17 protein-coding genes and 1 pseudogene are annotated in these 15,789 nt (G+C 58.7%); 7 read left to right on the forward strand and 11 right to left on the reverse strand.

All coding sequences use genetic code 11. The features are described 5' to 3' along the window. Nucleotides 1-17 precede the first annotated feature (17 nt). The 6 genes from XH83_RS37460 to XH83_RS37485 all read right to left on the reverse strand — a co-directional run bounded on the left by XH83_RS37460 (nucleotide 18) and on the right by XH83_RS37485 (nucleotide 7,021). Entirely contained in the window at nucleotides 18-653 is a 636-nt protein-coding gene (locus XH83_RS37460; protein ID WP_128930093.1) for an RraA family protein, read from the reverse strand. 71 nt (nucleotides 654-724) lie between these two features. Beyond that, nucleotides 725-1,981 (reverse strand): MFS transporter, encoded by a 1,257-nt coding sequence (locus tag XH83_RS37465; protein WP_245477392.1) that lies wholly within the window; start codon nucleotides 1,979-1,981, stop codon nucleotides 725-727. A gap of 152 nt (nucleotides 1,982-2,133) precedes the next feature. After that, a complete protein-coding gene (locus XH83_RS37470) occupies nucleotides 2,134-2,493 on the reverse strand; it encodes a DUF4286 family protein (RefSeq protein ID WP_128930091.1) in 360 nt (119 codons plus the stop codon). A 14-nt stretch (nucleotides 2,494-2,507) separates the two neighbouring features. Continuing rightward, entirely contained in the window at nucleotides 2,508-4,169 is a 1,662-nt protein-coding gene (locus XH83_RS37475; RefSeq protein ID WP_128955152.1) for a hydantoinase B/oxoprolinase family protein, read from the reverse strand. Beyond that, entirely contained in the window at nucleotides 4,166-6,229 is a 2,064-nt protein-coding gene (locus tag XH83_RS37480) for a hydantoinase/oxoprolinase family protein (RefSeq protein ID WP_128930089.1), read from the reverse strand. Before XH83_RS37480 ends, XH83_RS37475 begins: the two co-directional genes overlap by 4 nt. Before the next feature lie 612 nt (nucleotides 6,230-6,841). Continuing rightward, nucleotides 6,842-7,021 carry a hypothetical protein gene (locus tag XH83_RS37485; protein WP_128930088.1) on the reverse strand — a complete coding sequence of 60 codons (180 nt, stop codon included), beginning with the start codon at nucleotides 7,019-7,021 and terminating at the stop codon, nucleotides 6,842-6,844. Nucleotides 7,022-7,312: 291 nt separating this feature from the next. On the opposite strand from XH83_RS37485, the gene XH83_RS37490 reads away from it, so the two are divergent. The 4 genes from XH83_RS37490 to XH83_RS37505 all read left to right on the forward strand — a co-directional run bounded on the left by XH83_RS37490 (nucleotide 7,313) and on the right by XH83_RS37505 (nucleotide 8,609). After that, on the forward strand, nucleotides 7,313-7,669 hold the full coding sequence (locus XH83_RS37490; RefSeq protein ID WP_232995558.1) for an XRE family transcriptional regulator: 357 nt from the start codon (nucleotides 7,313-7,315) through the stop codon (nucleotides 7,667-7,669). Nucleotides 7,670-7,878: 209 nt separating this feature from the next. Beyond that, nucleotides 7,879-8,109, forward strand: coding sequence for a hypothetical protein (locus XH83_RS37495; RefSeq protein ID WP_188637395.1), 231 nt, complete (start codon nucleotides 7,879-7,881; stop codon nucleotides 8,107-8,109). A 49-nt stretch (nucleotides 8,110-8,158) separates the two neighbouring features. Beyond that, nucleotides 8,159-8,341: a hypothetical protein gene (locus tag XH83_RS37500; RefSeq protein ID WP_188637394.1), complete on the forward strand. Its 183-nt coding sequence runs from the start codon at nucleotides 8,159-8,161 to the stop codon at nucleotides 8,339-8,341. 37 nt (nucleotides 8,342-8,378) lie between these two features. Next, nucleotides 8,379-8,609 (forward strand): hypothetical protein, encoded by a 231-nt coding sequence (locus XH83_RS37505; protein WP_188637393.1) that lies wholly within the window; start codon nucleotides 8,379-8,381, stop codon nucleotides 8,607-8,609. A gap of 9 nt (nucleotides 8,610-8,618) precedes the next feature. On the opposite strand, the gene XH83_RS37510 is transcribed toward XH83_RS37505, so the two are convergent. Further along, a complete protein-coding gene (locus XH83_RS37510) occupies nucleotides 8,619-8,906 on the reverse strand; it encodes a type II toxin-antitoxin system Y4mF family antitoxin (RefSeq protein WP_128930087.1) in 288 nt (95 codons plus the stop codon). Nucleotides 8,907-9,327: 421 nt separating this feature from the next. Here XH83_RS37510 and XH83_RS37515 point away from each other — a divergent pair, with 421 nt between their 5' ends. Together XH83_RS37515 and XH83_RS37520 are read left to right on the forward strand one after the other, a co-directional pair. After that, the gene (locus tag XH83_RS37515; RefSeq protein WP_128930086.1) at nucleotides 9,328-9,642 is read left to right on the forward strand and encodes a DUF1778 domain-containing protein; all 315 of its coding nucleotides are present in this window, start codon (nucleotides 9,328-9,330) and stop codon (nucleotides 9,640-9,642) included. Then, nucleotides 9,630-10,157, forward strand: coding sequence for a GNAT family N-acetyltransferase (locus XH83_RS37520; protein ID WP_128930085.1), 528 nt, complete (start codon nucleotides 9,630-9,632; stop codon nucleotides 10,155-10,157). The genes XH83_RS37515 and XH83_RS37520 overlap by 13 nt, the downstream gene beginning before the upstream one ends. A gap of 790 nt (nucleotides 10,158-10,947) precedes the next feature. Here XH83_RS37520 and XH83_RS37525 read toward each other — a convergent pair. Together XH83_RS37525 and XH83_RS40535 are read right to left on the reverse strand one after the other, a co-directional pair. Next, nucleotides 10,948-11,745, reverse strand: a complete 798-nt coding sequence (locus XH83_RS37525; protein WP_232995557.1) for a LysR substrate-binding domain-containing protein — start codon at nucleotides 11,743-11,745, stop codon at nucleotides 10,948-10,950. 39 nt (nucleotides 11,746-11,784) lie between these two features. After that, nucleotides 11,785-11,907: pseudogene (locus tag XH83_RS40535) on the reverse strand (LysR family transcriptional regulator); the annotation flags it as partial. A 553-nt stretch (nucleotides 11,908-12,460) separates the two neighbouring features. Between XH83_RS40535 and XH83_RS37530 the strand changes: the two are divergent. Next, complete coding sequence (locus tag XH83_RS37530) at nucleotides 12,461-13,255, forward strand: GntR family transcriptional regulator (RefSeq protein ID WP_128930083.1); 795 nt, start codon at nucleotides 12,461-12,463, stop codon at nucleotides 13,253-13,255. A 27-nt stretch (nucleotides 13,256-13,282) separates the two neighbouring features. Here the strand turns inward: XH83_RS37530 and XH83_RS37535 are convergent, their stop codons facing one another. Together XH83_RS37535 and XH83_RS37540 are read right to left on the reverse strand one after the other, a co-directional pair. Continuing rightward, nucleotides 13,283-14,254 (reverse strand): tripartite tricarboxylate transporter substrate binding protein, encoded by a 972-nt coding sequence (locus XH83_RS37535; RefSeq protein ID WP_164933595.1) that lies wholly within the window; start codon nucleotides 14,252-14,254, stop codon nucleotides 13,283-13,285. A gap of 101 nt (nucleotides 14,255-14,355) precedes the next feature. Continuing rightward, entirely contained in the window at nucleotides 14,356-15,726 is a 1,371-nt protein-coding gene (locus tag XH83_RS37540; protein WP_128930081.1) for an amidohydrolase family protein, read from the reverse strand. Nucleotides 15,727-15,789: the final 63 nt, after the last annotated feature.

Raw genomic sequence — 15,789 nt, forward strand, 5'->3', positions numbered from 1 at the left:
TCCTCTGGTTCTGGTTACTACCGTCCGTAAGAGCCCTCGTAACGCCCCTCGCGAATAGCCTTCATGGTCTCCTCTTCGCGCGCGATCTGGGCACGAACAGCCTCAATCAGGGAATCTGCCATCGCGGCCGGAAAGGATACAACGCCATCCTCATCGCCAACGACGATGTCGCCAGGGGCGATCGGTGACCCACCGATCGACACTGGCACGTTGATGCAGCCTGGGCCACTTTTATAGGGGCCGCGGTGGGTCACTGCGCGGGCAAAGCAGGGGAAATCCGAACCGCTGAAGGCCGCGACGTCTCGGATGGCGCCGTCGATTACATAGCCGGCAGCTCCCCTCTCTTCTGCGATATTCTTCATGATCTCACCCACCAGTGCCCGCGTCTCGTCGCCGCCTCCGTCCACGACGATGACATCCCCGGGGCCGACCAGTTCAAGCGCCTTGTGAATTGCGAGGTTGTCTCCAGGACGCGTCCGCACGGTGAAAGCCGTTCCGACCAACCGTCCGGAACGATGGAATGGCCTCAAGCCAACAGCACCCGCCAATCGGTCGAGATTGTCCGAGATGACCGAAGTGGGGGCATCTTTGAAGGCTTCAATGAGAGCGGAAGGCGGCTTTGGCACGCTGGCAAGCGCGGTTTTGACGTTCATGGTTCACATCCGGTCAATCCGGCGATCTGGCGCCGCATCGCAAATGTGCGGCGCCAAATCGCACAAGGTGGCTAATCGATCTCGCGGCCGGCTTTTTCCGTTGCTGCCAACAAAGCAATGAGCGTGATGACGAGGGCTCCGGTCACGTAGGCTGGAATCGCATACGTGTCGGGATACTCTCTCAACAAGGTGGCGAAGATCAGCGGGGCAAAACCGCCACCGAGGACACCTGCGAAGGTGTAGGCGAGCGAGGACCCCGTGTATCGCACACGTGTTGGAAACTGCTCAGTGACGAAAGCACCTTGCGGACCAAACATCGCGGCTTGAAACACCATGCCGACTGAAACTGCGGCAATGATGATGGCTGGTGATTTTGTATCGAACAAGCCGAACAGGAGGAAGCTGCCGATGATAGATGCCAGAGCACCGAGCCCATAGACAGTGCGTCGACCAATCCGGTCAGAGAGCGCCGCAAGCAGGGGAACGGATATGGCATGCACGCCGGCGCCGATCAGAACAGCGGTCAGGGCCAATGTGCGGCTCAAACCCAGCTTCTGAGTGACATACGTCAAGGTGAATACGGCAAGCAGTCCATACACCACGTCCGAACCGATTCGAACGCTACCGGCCACTAACAGGTTGCGCCAATGGTCCCTCAGGACCTCGGCAACCGGCGCCTTGGTCGTCGCATGGCCGGCCTGCAGCTGATGGAAGTGGGGTGTTTCCTCAACGCTCCAGCGGATCCAGAATCCGAAGAACACCAGCACGGTGCTGGCCAGAAACGGAAGGCGCCAGCCCCAGGACAGGAAATCGGCCTCATTCAGCAGCGTCGTCGTGACGGCGATGGCCCCTGCGGCGAGAAGAGTACCGGCAGAGGGGCCGACTTGCGTCCACGACGCATTGAGCCCGCGATTTTGTGGCTTGCCATGCTCCACGGAAAGAAGGATGGCGCCAGCCCACTCGCCACCGAGCGCGATGCCCTGAATGGTCCTGAGACTAACGAGCAGCAGGGGCGCGGCGATTCCGATGCTCCCGTACGTAGGCAGCAAGCCCATCGCCAGGGTAGAAATGCCCATCAAAGCGAGCGTATAGACGAGGACGGCACGACGCCCGACCTTATCTCCGAGGCGACCGAAGATAATTCCGCCGATGGGACGCGAGATGTAACCTACGGCATAAGTCGAAAACGCAAGAATTGTACCGACAATCGGATCAAATGACGGGAAAAAGAGCTTATTGAAGATCAGAGCTGCCATGGAATTGTAGATTACGAACTCGTACCATTCCAGCGAGGTACCCACCATGCTGGCGAGTGCAAGCCGCGTCATCTTTCCTGCCGTGCTTGGGCCGACAGTGTCGAGCTGCGGCGTCAATGTCGTCTCTGCGCTTGTCGTCATCCCTATCTCCTGCGCGTTATCATTTGATCTGCCCGTCGTTGGCGCCCCGGCAAGCGTCACGACGTTTGATTGGTGATTGTGCTCTATGGGCTAGTGGATTGCCTCTGATAGACAGCGTGGTGCCTATTGCGGGTATGCGGCCTCACTTCGCTTGCCCATCTGCCCGCCTCGACTGCCTTTGCCCATTCGGCGCTCTTCAAGACGTCCGGATGGTCAATCTCATAAATGGCCGTATAGATCGGCTTGGGCGCCGGCATATCCTTGATGCCGTTGGCAATGGCGAACGCGAAGGGAACTCCTTTGACGCGCGTAACGCTGTGAACCCCTGGCACTTTCAGGAGATGCGGGACATGTTCCCCATCGTACACCTCGTTGAAGAGATCTTCGTGCGCAGGATCGACGTCCATTGAAGCAATCAGGACAAAGCGGGATTGGATCGGCATCAAGCGCTCCGTTGCTACTTGTGAGGAGGAGTGTATTCAAAGCCGTAGTCACGTTTCGCCGCCTCCGGCGTTACGTAACCGTCCAGCACGTCGTTGAGGATCGCCTCCCGGTCCCGACGTTTAACGTCACCGAATCCGCCGCCGCCGGGTAGCGAGAGCGTTAAAACCGTATCTGGCGGCAACATGCGGCTCAGCTTGGGGCGGACCTCCTCGCCATTCGAACTGGCGATCGAACCGGTCGCGCCGGATTTGCCATCGTACAAACCTGGTGCTGGATAGTGACATCGATCGTACATGCCTGAGAAGAGATAGGGCTTCTCGGTCAGAACCTCGACTTCCATTGTCTGGCCCAAGCCACCACGATGTTCGCCGGCTCCGCCGGAGTCAGGTCGAAGCGCTCTTTGCCGTACGACCAGAGGCGTCAAAGCTTCGATGATTTCCACGGGCACACCGGCGACACCGCTTGGATAGGAGGTGGCCGAGAGGCCATCGAGTCCCTTGAGGGCGCCAGTTCCGCCGGTAGAGAACCAAGTGTACGAGAAGAACTGATTGTCGCGCTTATCGAAGCCGCTGATATGCGTATTCCAGAGACTGTCGGCGCCGGGTGCCATCACCTTATCCGGCAGGATACCTGACAACGCGCCCATGATGGCTGAAGGGAGGAAGTGACCGACCGTATGACGGCCAGCGACGGCAGCAGGATGCTGAGCGTTGAGGATTGACCCGACGGCGGCGATCGTGCGTATCGGCGTGAACGAACCGGCGTTATTGGGCACGTCTGGCGCAATTGCGCACTTCACGCCATAGGTGGTGTAAGCAACGGTATAATTGAAACCGACGTTGATACCGAGATCAACCGTTGAGGAAGACCCTTCATAGTCGACGATGACCTCATCGTCCTTGATAGTGACCTTGGCCTGAATCTCGATCGGCTTGTCGAACCCGTCAATGGTGATCTTGAACGGATGCGATCCGTTGGGCAGAGCCGTAATGGCGGCTCTCATCGCCCTTTCGGTGCGCGCGACGATGGCGTCTGCCACCCCTTCGATATCCGCAAGATCGAACTCTTCGAGGAAAGACTTGAGCTGCTTTGCTCCGACTTCGTTCGCGGTGATCTGTGCATGAATATCGCCAATCACTTCATCGGGGGTCCGCACGTTGGCCGCGATCAGCCGATAAACGGCTTCGACGGGTTCTCCTTTCGAATGCAACTTCATGATCGGGATGAAGAGACCCTCCTCATAGACGGAGCGGGCATCACACGACAGCCCCCTGCCGCCGATATCGAGCGCGTGACAGCAGTTTGCAAAAAGCGCAACGACTCGCCCATTGTGGAATACGGGCGTTGCAATCGTGATGTCGTGAAGCTGAGAGACCGTAATCCAAGGATCATTCGTGATGATGACGTCCCCGGGCTGGAGCGTATCCAGCGGAAACGTCTTCAAGATGTGTTCCATTCCTGTCGCCATGGAATTGATGTGCCCCGGCGAGCCCGTGACCGATTGGGCCACCATCCGGCCGCGGCGATCGAACACGCACGCAGAAAGGTCTTCGGCGTCCCGGACGATGGACGTAAAGGACGAACGCATCAGGGCCGCGGCCTGCTCGTTCACGGCGGCAATGAGCCGCCCCCACATGATATCGAGCGTAATGGGGTCCAGTTCCTTGGCGCTCATCGGGCCACCTCGAGATCGACAATGAGATTACGGTTCTGATCGACGCTAATTTCGCCGGGTCCGTTGATAACAACGGTCGATTCACGTTCTTCGATGATGGCTGGCCCCTGCAGGCGATCACCGGCTCCAAGGCGATAACGGTCGTAGACCGGCACGTCGATGAGTCCTGCGTCAGGGACGTAGATCTTTCTGGAGCCCTTGAGTGGACCGTCGGACTTCGACGTATTGACCGGTAGCTTGAAGTCAGGCTTGGGCCCCGATGCGACCACTCGCCATGACATCACGTCGATTGGCGTGTTGGGTACGGTATGTCCGTAGAGTTCGGTGTAGACCCGCTCGAACGAAGCGGTGATTTCCGCGATGCTGTCTGGCCCAAGTTTACCGGAGGGAATCGGCACACGGATGTCAAAGCCTTGCTTGCGGTAGCGCATATCGGCCCAGCGACGGAACGAGACCTCTCGATCACCCATTGAATGAGCAAGACGGCTTCGCCCCTCCTCCTCCATTTCTTTGAGAGACCGATTGACTGCGCCCCAATCCAGTTGTTCCAGCCGTGCCGGGCTTGATCGCACAAAGTCAAATGCCAGTGGCGCGGTGAGGAAGCCGACGGCCGACATGACGCCCGCACCGAACGGATAGATGATCTTCGGCAACTTCAGGACGCGCGCGACGCCGTAGGCGTGAACCGGCCCCGCGCCACCAAACGCAAACATCGGAAACTGGGAAATGGTGCGCCCCCGCTCGATGGCGTGGATGCGTGCAGCAGAAGCCATTGCTTCGTTTGCCAGTTGATGGATTCCCCAGGCTGCGGCTATCGTGTCGAGATCAAGCGAGGCCCCGACTTGTTCGTTAATGGCACGTTCTGCGGCGGTCTTGTCGAGCTTCATATCTCCGCCGAGGAAGAAGCCTGCATTGAGGTAACCGAGCAGCAGATCGGCATCAGTGACCGTTGGTCGTTCCCCGCCCGCCCCGTAGCAGGCAGGTCCTGGCACGGATCCGGCGCTATGCGGCCCGACCTTGAGGCGGCCGAGTGCATCGATCTGCGCGATCGAACCGCCGCCCGTGCCGATCTCGATCATTTCGATGACGGGCACCTTGACTGGGAGACCGCTGCCTTTCTTGAACTGATATTGCCGATCGACCTCGAATTCCGGGGCCAGCAGAGGCTCGCCATCGACGATGAGGCAGGCCTTGGCGGTGGTGCCGCCCATGTCAAAAGAGAGCACGTCTGAAAGTCCGAGTGACTTGGCATAATGTGCCGCAGCCAACGCGCCGGCCGCAGGTCCCGACTCAACAAGACGGATCGGCGCTTCGATGGCTTGGCTGGCGGTGAGCAGACCGCCATTCGATTGCATCACATAAAGACCGGCTGCATCGCTGAGCTCGTCGCGCGTACGCGCTTCGAGCCGCGTCAGATATTTCTCGGCGATGCTCTTGACATAGACATTGCAGAGCGCCGTCGTCGAACGCTCGAATTCCCTGATTTCCGGGGAGATGTCGCTGGAGAGAGTTATCGCAACGCCGGGGAGCTTTTCCCGTAGGATGCGGCCAACGATGCGCTCGTGATCCGGACAAACGTAGGCGTTGATGAGACTGACGGCAACCGCTTCGATGCCTATTCTGCGCATCTCCTCGGCGATGCGCGCGACGTCGTCTTCGTTGGGGGCCTGGCGGATTGTTCCATCCGACAGAATTCGCTCGGCAATCTCAAACCGGTGACGCCGCCGGGCAATCGGGGCGGGACGACGCAGCCGAAGGTCGTACATGTCGTAGCGGTGCTCGCGCGCAATTTCGACGGCATCGCGGAATCCGCGGGTCGTGACGAGAGCGGTCAGCGCCCCCTTTCTCTCGATCAGCGCGTTGGTGAAAAGCGTCGTCCCATGCACAACATGCGAAACTTGGCCTGCATCACCGTTGATGACCTGCTTAATTCCATTGATTACGCCATTGTCAGGCTGATCTGGAGTTGTCAGGACCTTACCGAGCCGAAATAAACCGGTCTCATCGTCGACCAGGACGATATCTGTGAAAGTTCCCCCAATATCGGCGCCTAAACGCATCCGCTCCTCCAAATTCAGGATTTGGTAGGATTAGCGACTATGGGGTGACAGCCGAATTACCGTTTGGGCAATCCAGCTTTAAGGGAGCATTAGTCCTCCGCCCGCGGCTGCCTGCTGCGGCGGCGGCGTGCCCGACGCCCCCTTCTTGATCATCGTGTGAGAAGAGTTCCTCCCGTTCCGTGCCCATCTAAGCAGCCTCTTCTCCAGAGTCTTGATGCGTACGGTGACAAGCCTGGGAGGGCCAATCTGTCACGCGACAAAGTCAGCAAGGCCGTATTTCGCGAGAGATCCGGAGACGATGGCGAAGCCTGGATCTCTGCGACTGATTCACGGACGCGAGCGTCTGTGCCGGGAGAAGCGTACGCGGCCTGCCTTTCGTTTCCAGCAAATCGGAAGGAGCGGCGGGAGCTCGTCTCGTTTGTGGAGTTCGGGAAAGACCGATTGCTGGAGAAGGGGTTCGCAACGCGCAGCGTAGTCGCGCTCGAGCGCTTCCGTCAGCCGTTGTCCAGTGGATCAGACCGACCGGTCGGTGCCTGCGCAGGGCTGGGACCAGCAACAACATTAGTGCTTCGCACCTCCTTGACAACGCGCGTGACGATCTCGGAGGTCAACTCACGCTTCATCTCGCATCAGCTCCGCTATCCTTGCCGTAGTCATCGACGCCGAGTTGCCTTGCCCGGCACGGTCGTGTTGGTTGTCCTTGCAGATGCGCGAAAAATGATCCGCGCAGATTTCCTCGAATTTGTCCCAGCTCGGCGGCGGACGAAGCTGTTCGTTGTTGGCTCCAGACATGTTTCTGGATTCCGACCCGCCTGGTTAGTCGTGACTGGCGGCACCCTCGGTGCTGGTCCCAAATGGCTGCCCCTGACGAGTCAAAGAGCTTCCCAAATAGATTATCATAGGAACTTTCACAACTAATAGCTGCATATTTTGGTTACATATCCCGTTGATATATTTACGGCACTAGAAAATGGAATAAGTGCTCTTGAGAGCAAATTATCGCACATAAAGCGCTCTTAAAAGCAAAATATGGCAAACTGCAGGAAATTGCTGTATGCTCTTAAGAGCATAATAATCTGCTTAATGGCCTTCAAGAGCATGGTAGCAACCAACAAACTTCAAAAGGCGCCCCCTTACCCGGTGTCACGGACGCTCACGCAATTGGGAGCGGATCTGCGTACTGCACGCATCCGCCGCAACATGACCATGCAGGACGCAGCCAGCAGAATTGGAACGGGCGTGCGCGCTGTTATGGACGCCGAAAAGGGCAAAGCATCGACGGGTATCGTGGTGTATGCCGGGCTGCTGTGGCTCTACGATATGCTCCAGCCCCTCGAAGAACTCGCTGACCCCTCAAAGGACAGGGAAGGGATTGCTCTGCAAGCGACGCGGGAACGCAAGCGGGCGCGCAAGTCCGGAGGGCTCGACAATGACTTCTAAAGCAACACCGAATGCTTCGTCTACATCACGCTGCCGTGTCAGACCGAACCGATAACCGCCGGCCCGATTCTAGCTCGCTAAGGATCGCCGTGGCAATGCATTGGCTCGCTTCGTCTACGGCAAGTTGTACCTCTCAAACGGAGATGCGGTCGCGATTGATCCTATCGAGCTTGAATTATCGGATGAGACTTACGAAACAGGCCGACTGAATGGCGGTCTTTGGCGCGTTACGCGATGCAAGCTCGGACTATTGGGGTCGCCGCGTCATCGAGAAGCATGCCGGGGTTCCCCAGCTTGGCGAACTCGACTATCTGCTGAATTCAGCCGACGACGGCGTAGGGGCGCTTGGTTTGGACTTGGTCAACAACCTCCGGCACCACGTCGCAAATTCAACAAGACGCTCGAACTTGCAAAGCTTCAGGAAATCGCCGAAGCCTTGATGCTCTAGGAAGATGTAAAACCGAGGAAGGCGCCCAGGTTCGAGACTGGATGCTGCTCGGCACCTCCATGGGCGGAGCCCGTCCGAAAGCTGTCGTCGAAGATGACCACGGATTCTGGATCGCAAAGTTCAATCGTCCGGACGACCGCTGGAACAACACTCGCGTCGAACGCGCGATGCTCGAGTTGGCCAAGGTTTGCAGCGAAGGACGTTCTTCTCGTCAAGCGCTTTGATCGCACGTAGACGGGCAAGGGATATTTGCGTTCGCGGATGATCAGCGGGCTAACCGGTTTGCGAGCTGATGAAGCCGTCGAGATGCGCGATCGCTGGTCCTATGTGTTGATGGCGGAAGAGATGCGCCGGGTCACGGAGGAGCCGGGAAAGGATGCGAAAGAACTTTTTCGACGCATGACGTTCAATGCACTGATTTCCAACGTCGACGATCAGCCGGCCGCGTGCATCACTACGGACGCGACCGACTTCGTTCAAGGAGTGCAATGAGCTCGGCCATTATGGCTTGCCTTTCTTGGCTTTCGCCACAATGGCATCCAGATCGACGGCGGACTTCGGGGCGGCGTGGCCCGAGGAGAGATTGCTGTCTGCATCGAGCTTGATGCCGAGAGCATCAAGGACGCGAAGGATGAGCCCGAGTTCTGCGCGCTGGTGGCCATGCTCGACTTCGATGATCCATTGGCGACTGACACCAACCTGTTTAGCTAGCGTCGACTGATCGAGCTTGAGGCGCTTGCGCCGGTCGCGGATGACGGCGCCAAGATCGGCTGCGGTACGTGTGAGCATGGAACATCCAAATGTCAGCGATCGCTTACATTACCGTGTCGCCGTTCGCTGACAATCGGAAATGTCAGCGTTTGACAACATTTTAGAATGTCGCCGATCGACGACATCTGCGCCGGGATGTCCAATCATTTGAGACGCCGACAGCGGCTTAGTTTGGCATTGACCAAGCAAGCGGCGACCCCGCTCGACCGCAGCTGGGTTTTTTCCGCTTTTGGTTTTCCGACCGTTGCCAGGGACCTCGCCCGTTGAGAATCGACTTGGGGAGTTAAGTTGGGTTATGTGAACGTTTCGGTTGATCCATTGGTCACTTATGTCCTCTTCGGCCCTTTTTTGGATAGTTTCTTCGGAACCATTCGAACCGTGTTGACATTGTGTACACGAATGCAATATAACGCTTCATAAGAAGTGAGGAGTAACCGCAATGGAAGCAGCACTACAGCGCCCTGCGGCGCGAGTAAGGTCGCGCCGCGTCCGGAGCGAAACCAATATCCACATTCGCGCTACCGCACAGGTAAAGCACTTGATCGATACCGCTGCAGTGGCGGTGGGCAAGACGCTTAGCGAATTCATGCTGGATAGTGCGCGGCAACATGCCATCGATGTGCTTTTGGACCAAAGGTTATTTGTCCTTGATCCAGAGAAGCACGATGCCTTCTTGAATGCACTTGATAACCCGCCTCCGGCCGGGACCAAGTTGAAGGCACTGATGAAGCGTAAGCCGCTTTGGCAGAAGTAATCGAACATCCGAGGAAGCGTGCGGGCATAACCTCCCCCACGCTTCTCAAGCCGACGCATGACTTTAGCCGCTTTGATTGCGGTAATGAAGCCCTGACCGATTGGTTGAAGAATCGCGCCCTCGACAGCGAGGGCAAGACTGCTCGCACCTATGTTGTTTGCGAGGGCAATTCGGTCGTAGGCTACTACTGCATCGCCTCTGGAAGTGTTGAGAGGGCTGCAATTCCCAAGCCGCCCATAAAAAGGCACGGACTCCCAAATCCCGTACCTGTAGCCATTATAGGCCGCTTGGCGCGAGATCTTACCTACAAGGGCAAGGGGCTCGGCCAAGACCTGCTTCAACATGCCCTCCACCAAATCGTTCACGCATCTGAAACGATCGGTATTCGCGCCATCCTGGTACACGCGATCGATGAGAAGGCTGCCGCTTTTTGGAAAGAAGCGGAATTCATAGAAAGTCCGATTGGGTCCCGAACATTTTTCCTCCCTATCGAAACTGCCATCGACGCACTCTAATGGCGTCACAATCCAACTGCCCCAGTACCGAATGGCCGAGCCGCTCCTGGACCACCTTAGGCGCCGCAATTCAAGCCCGCCATCAACCTTGCGGTTTATATATCAGCTCGCAAAGAAGTGCCGAAAGAGAGTGAAGCCCGGATATTTTGCGGCGTCCATGGCCTTCTCGTTGGAGCCTTACCTAACTTGGTGATACCGGCGGCGATTTGCACCGGTCACAGGGCCCCGTTTGACCATGTAATCGCGGGTGACGATCTCGACGTCCTTCACCGGACTGGAAACACCGATCCGAGATCGGGCTTGGGACATTGCAGCCTCCATTCACGCAACGCATTGAATGCGATCGGCGGCAATGGGACGAACGCTCCTCCGAGCCTGATTTCGGGCGGCCGAGCTGATTGTATTCGTCGGCGCGCTCATGAACATGAAACTTACGCTTGGTGAAATCGACATTGACCCCTGCCTGCCCCACAATTCCGACGCGGAAAGGCCAGTGAAGATCACGGTCTGGGAAATTGAGCCTTGGCTGGAGTTGCTGCCGTTCACGGCGGCCGGAATCCGTGCGACGGTTTGGCGAAGGTCAACCTCAGACGCCCCATCTCAAACGCGCAGAAACAGTTAGGCCGACAAAGGGATCACGCCTTCATTGCGAAGTCGCCAGCGCTTAACACCCATGATGGCCTTTGGCTCCGGTACCATTGCCTCGTTTCGAGTGTTGCGCACCGGCCTTTACGAGCAGTGGACACTATCGAGCTATGTGGGCACGCGCTTCTGGCTGTCGGCGATTTGGCTACGTCTTTGCCTTGCGGCGGACGCTGGCGCGATGCCGGATCTCGACGAAACCATTCGGCTCCTTTTTGGAAACGATCTGGCGTAGGATTTCCAGAAGCATGTCGATCACCTCGGATGCCACTCGCGTTGGCGGACGATCGGCAAGGTAAATGAGGTCCAGATCGCTTCTGATTTCGGGGGTGACAATGGGGCTGGCGCTCAAGACGCCAGTCTCGAGCTCGTATTTGACAGCGCCGAAGGGGAGGACAGCGGGAGCAAGGCCCTGTCGCACGAGGTCTTTCAGAAGGGTAACGGAATCGATCTCCAGCACCGTGGATACGGAGAGATTGAGGCCAGCGGCGCCCGCATCCAGCAAACTTCGGATCGGATTTTGAGCCGACGGAAGCAGCAGAGCATGTTCAAGGAGGCTCGCAAGGCCGACCGGATCGCCAGCGAACATCCCTGGTGGCCCGATGGCGAACAGCCGCTCGACGGCAAGGCACTCACTGACGAGGCGCGGGCTATCTGGCTGAAGGCCGTTGACTAATGCGACATCGATCGAGCCGGTCAGCACCCAGTTTTGCAAATAAGCGCTATATCCCTCAAGTAAGCGCGGACGAACGCGAGGCAGACGTTCGCGACAGGCCCTGATGAGCTCCGCTCCCGCCATGGCGATAACCGACGGCGTGGCTCCGATAATCACGTCGCCGGTCAGGTGTTTTCCTTCGGCCATGACCTCCTGACGAACAAGCTCCACGTCGCGCAGGATTTGGGATGCGCTTCGGTGCAGCATGAGGCCTGCTTCCGTCATCTGCATGCCTCTCCCGTCTCGGTCGAACAGCGGCGTTCGCAGTTCGTCTTCGAGAGCACTGATTGACCGGCTGATGGCAGGGCCTGCTACGCCGAGGTGAGCCGAAGCGCGGGCGATGCTCTTCAGATCCGCGACGAAAACGAAGTACCGAAGCTGTCGTAGGTCCATGGCTTATGAACGGGCGAATTGATACATAGCAAATGCCGTTCGGCTTGTGCGGACGGGACCGCGACAGCTCTGCAACCAACCGTCAAACCGAGCTTGCCGCATGAATTTTTGGCCCTCACATGTTAGCCACTCAGCTTATGCGAGCCTGGCAGAGCGCACCAGTAGACGTTGGTTTCTTCCTCGCCCATTCGCCAGCTAGCTTGGGCAAACGCATCGCAAGGGCGGCGGCTGCCGAGCTCTCCGGCATCGTAGGTATGAATGGGTCTGCGGGGCCTGAACGGCGATCTGCGAAAAGGACCGCGAGAACGTGCTTCGTTGAGCCGCAATCCGCAGGACCCCTTTCCGACCTTGACGCCTGGTGAGCAAGGATGGCAAGGCGCGTGCGGCGGCAACTCTTTCGACCGCGGCTCGTTCTCGCCCAGTGCAAGTTGGATATTCGGCAATGTCAGTCCGAGCGTCTCAAGCCTGAGGAGACTAAATCGCAGCTAGGCAGCAGGATAATCAACTAGTATTGTATGATACCAATTACCGAATTAGTACAAGGAATTACTGCGTGAAGGTTTCCAAAGTCCAGCGCGTACCGGCCAAGGCCGCACCGCTCCGGCAACAGGTCGCAAGCAATCTGCGCACCGCCATCATTGATGGCCGCTTTCAACCAGGCGAGCGGTTGAAGGAAGGCGAGCTGTGTGCATGGACCGGCGTCAGTAGGACTGCCGTCCGTGAAGCCCTGCGGCAACTGGAGGCCGAGGGCATCGTCGACAACATCCCCAATCAAGGACCCGTGGTGGCGCGGGTATCCCCCGACGAGGCGCGGCAACACTATGAAGTCAGGGGTATGCTGGAAGGGCTGACGGCAAGGACCGCCGCCGAGCGGATCTCTGAGCGCGAAATCAAGGACTTGCACCGGCTCAAACGAGATTTGGACCGCGCCTTCAAATCAGGTAGCGTTGCTAAGGTGCTCGAATGCAAGAATCAGCTCGACGAATTCCTGATGAGCGTTTCGGCCAACAGCGTCGTCAAGGGCTTCGTGAGCGTCATTCGCGCACGTCTCAGCTATCTTCGTCCCATTGTTCTGTCGCAGCCCGAACGCCTGAAGGAAAACGCTGTCGAGGTCCATGCGATAATCGACGCGATCATCACACGGAAGCCGCAGGCGGCGTGGCAGGCTGCCGTCAATCACGTCAACATGGGCGCGAGAGCAACCCTCAAGGTGCTGGAGCAGCTGGAGGTGGCGGCGGAACACCAGGCCGCGCTGGACGCGGAAGCCGCGCTTCGGGCGAAACGTCCGCGGGGACGGCCGCGCCGTGACGCGGCACCAAATAATCCGGTCGGTAGGGTGACGATGTAAAAACCGGTCCGCGCGATGGTCTATCTGCTATCCACCCTCGGCCTGGAGACCGTTGTCTCGAACCACCTGCCCCCAAATATGCGCCTGCTCCGCGTAAAAGTTGCGCATGTAGTCCGGATCGCTCGCAGCGACCGTCAGCCCCATCGCGTTGATCCGTCCCGTCACGCTGGCGTCCTTCAGAACCGCGCGCATCTCTGTATTGAAACGCGCGATGATCTGTTTGGGCGTCTTCCCGGGCGCATACAGTCCCCACCAAGGCGTCGCGACGAGATCGGGAAACCCGCTTTCGGCGAGCGTCGGTACGTCGGGAAGGGTCGGGTGGCGTGTTGCGCCGGTCTGAGCGAGAGGGCGCAGCAACTTGGCGTCGATCTGGCTGTTGAGCACCGTGGTCGCTGCGATGATCAGGTCAATATGTCCCGCAATCGCGTCGTTCACCGCGGGGGCTGCTCCCTTATAGGCAACGTGGCTCCACTGCGCGCCGGAGCGTTTGGCAAGCAGCAGCATCGTGAGATGGCCAAGACTCGCCGTTCCAGCCGACGCAAATGCGAAGCCGCCCTGCTTGGCTTTCGACGCAGCGATCAACTCAGCCAAAGTCTGGTAAGGGCGTGACGGCTGACAGGCAATGATGTTCGGCGCCGTACCGACCAGCATGACCGGATCCAGATCTGTCTCGGAATTATATGGCAGGCTCGGCTGCGTCACCGGGTTGGTCGCGTGAGTATCGAATACGAACAGCCACGTGCGGCCATCTGGCGGTGACTTCGCCACTGCCGCCGCGCCGATGCTGCCCGCTGCGCCCGGACGGTTTTCGATGATGATCGTCGTTCCCAGTCTCTGCTGCAAACCCGGCTGAACCAGACGGGCGATAGCGTCCAGCGTTCCGCCGGCAGGAAACGGGATGATGAACTTCATCTGACCCGCAGGCCAGTCCTCTGCCCTGGCAACAAAGGGGGTGGCGAGTGCGCCGGCGAGCACGGCACGTCGTGTCAGTTGTCCCATGTGTTTCTCCCGAGGTGATGATCGAGAACAAGACTTCGGACCAACAGTTCGGGGGGTGGCCCAGGACGGCATGCAAGCGTCGCCGGCCCCGCCCATTCTCCTTATCGCTGCGCAAACGTTGCGATCGGCCCTGCAACAGGTTTTCCGCGGTGCCAGACCGCCGAGATCTTGTGGACGTTGGCTATGTCGGCCGATGGATCGGCGTCGAGCACGACGAGATCGGCGAGCTTGCCAGCTAGCAGGACACCGCGGTCATCCAGCTTGAGCAGCTTCGCCGCGCCGCTGGTCGCGATGGTCAGCGCCTGCATCGGCGTGAGGCCGGCTTCAACCATGAGATCGAGCTCACGATGTTCGGCAATGCCGGGGAAACGCAGGCCCACGCCGGAATCGGATCCGAACCCGATGCCGATACCTGCCTTGTAAAGCGTCATCAGGTTCTTCTGGTTCATCGCCAGCGCCTTGCGGGCGCGCTCGGAAGCTGGTGCGTCATGGACCTTCTGCTGCCAAGCCGGATCCTCCAATTGCGTCTTCACGGCGGGATCCAGTGCCCGGTTCACGAACGGATCCGCCGAGACCTGCGGCTTGTCGGCAAAAATGAAATTTGAATCGTCGAGCGCCAAGGTGGGAACGTACCAGGCGGCATTCTTCTTCATCAATTCGATCGTCGGCGGATCGATCTCTTTGTCACGGATGCCGTGCGCCAGAATGTCAGCGCCGGCCTTCAGGGCGGCCTGAGCATCTTCGAGGTCGTTGATGTGGAAGGCGACCCGAAGCGCGTTCTTGTGGGCCTCGTCGACGGCGGCGGTATAGACCTCCGGCTTCACTTTGACTGGCAGCAGCTTGCCGAAGTCGTCAAGCCAGATCTTGATCAGGTCGGTCTTGCGTCCCGCCATCTCCCTCACCGCTTCGCGCGCTGCGTCGGGCGTATCCGGGCGATAGATCTGGTTCGGGCCGACGGGAACGATCGCCACGGGCGGTGCTCCCATCGCAACCCCAATGCCGCGGTCGGCGCCAAAGATGTCGGCCCCTGGCGCCTTGCCGGCATGTAGATCCGCTCGCAGATCGTAGAATTCAGGTGCGTTCAGGCCCAGCGACGTGATCGTGGTGACGCCATAGGCCTCCCACTGTCGAAGTTGGGACAAGATGTAGTCGCGATTATAGTTGTCCGGACTCGCCTTGAGGCCCCTGACGATACCCACATGGGAATGATCCGAGATCATGCCGGGGATGATGGACTTGCCCTTGAGGTCAACGACATCGGCATCGGATGGCACCGGCACCGCCGTTACGGACCCAACGGCCGCGATGCGTCCGTCGCGAATGACCAAGACGGAATCGGGAAGCGGCTTTCCACCCGCTCCGTCGATCAGAGTGGCTCCCTTCAGGACGACTGACTTTGTTTGCGCCTGTCCCGGCATGCCCGATAGACACAGGCCCGCGATGGCCAAGATGACGACCGATGCGGCTCTCATGCGGCGCTCCTCCCTGTTTCCTCGTTCCCCACGGGTTGGTCCCAGGGGCCATTAAATCTTATA

The organism is Bradyrhizobium sp. CCBAU 53351, from assembly GCF_015291745.1.
In the GTDB taxonomy this organism is placed as follows: Bacteria; Pseudomonadota; Alphaproteobacteria; order Rhizobiales; family Xanthobacteraceae; genus Bradyrhizobium.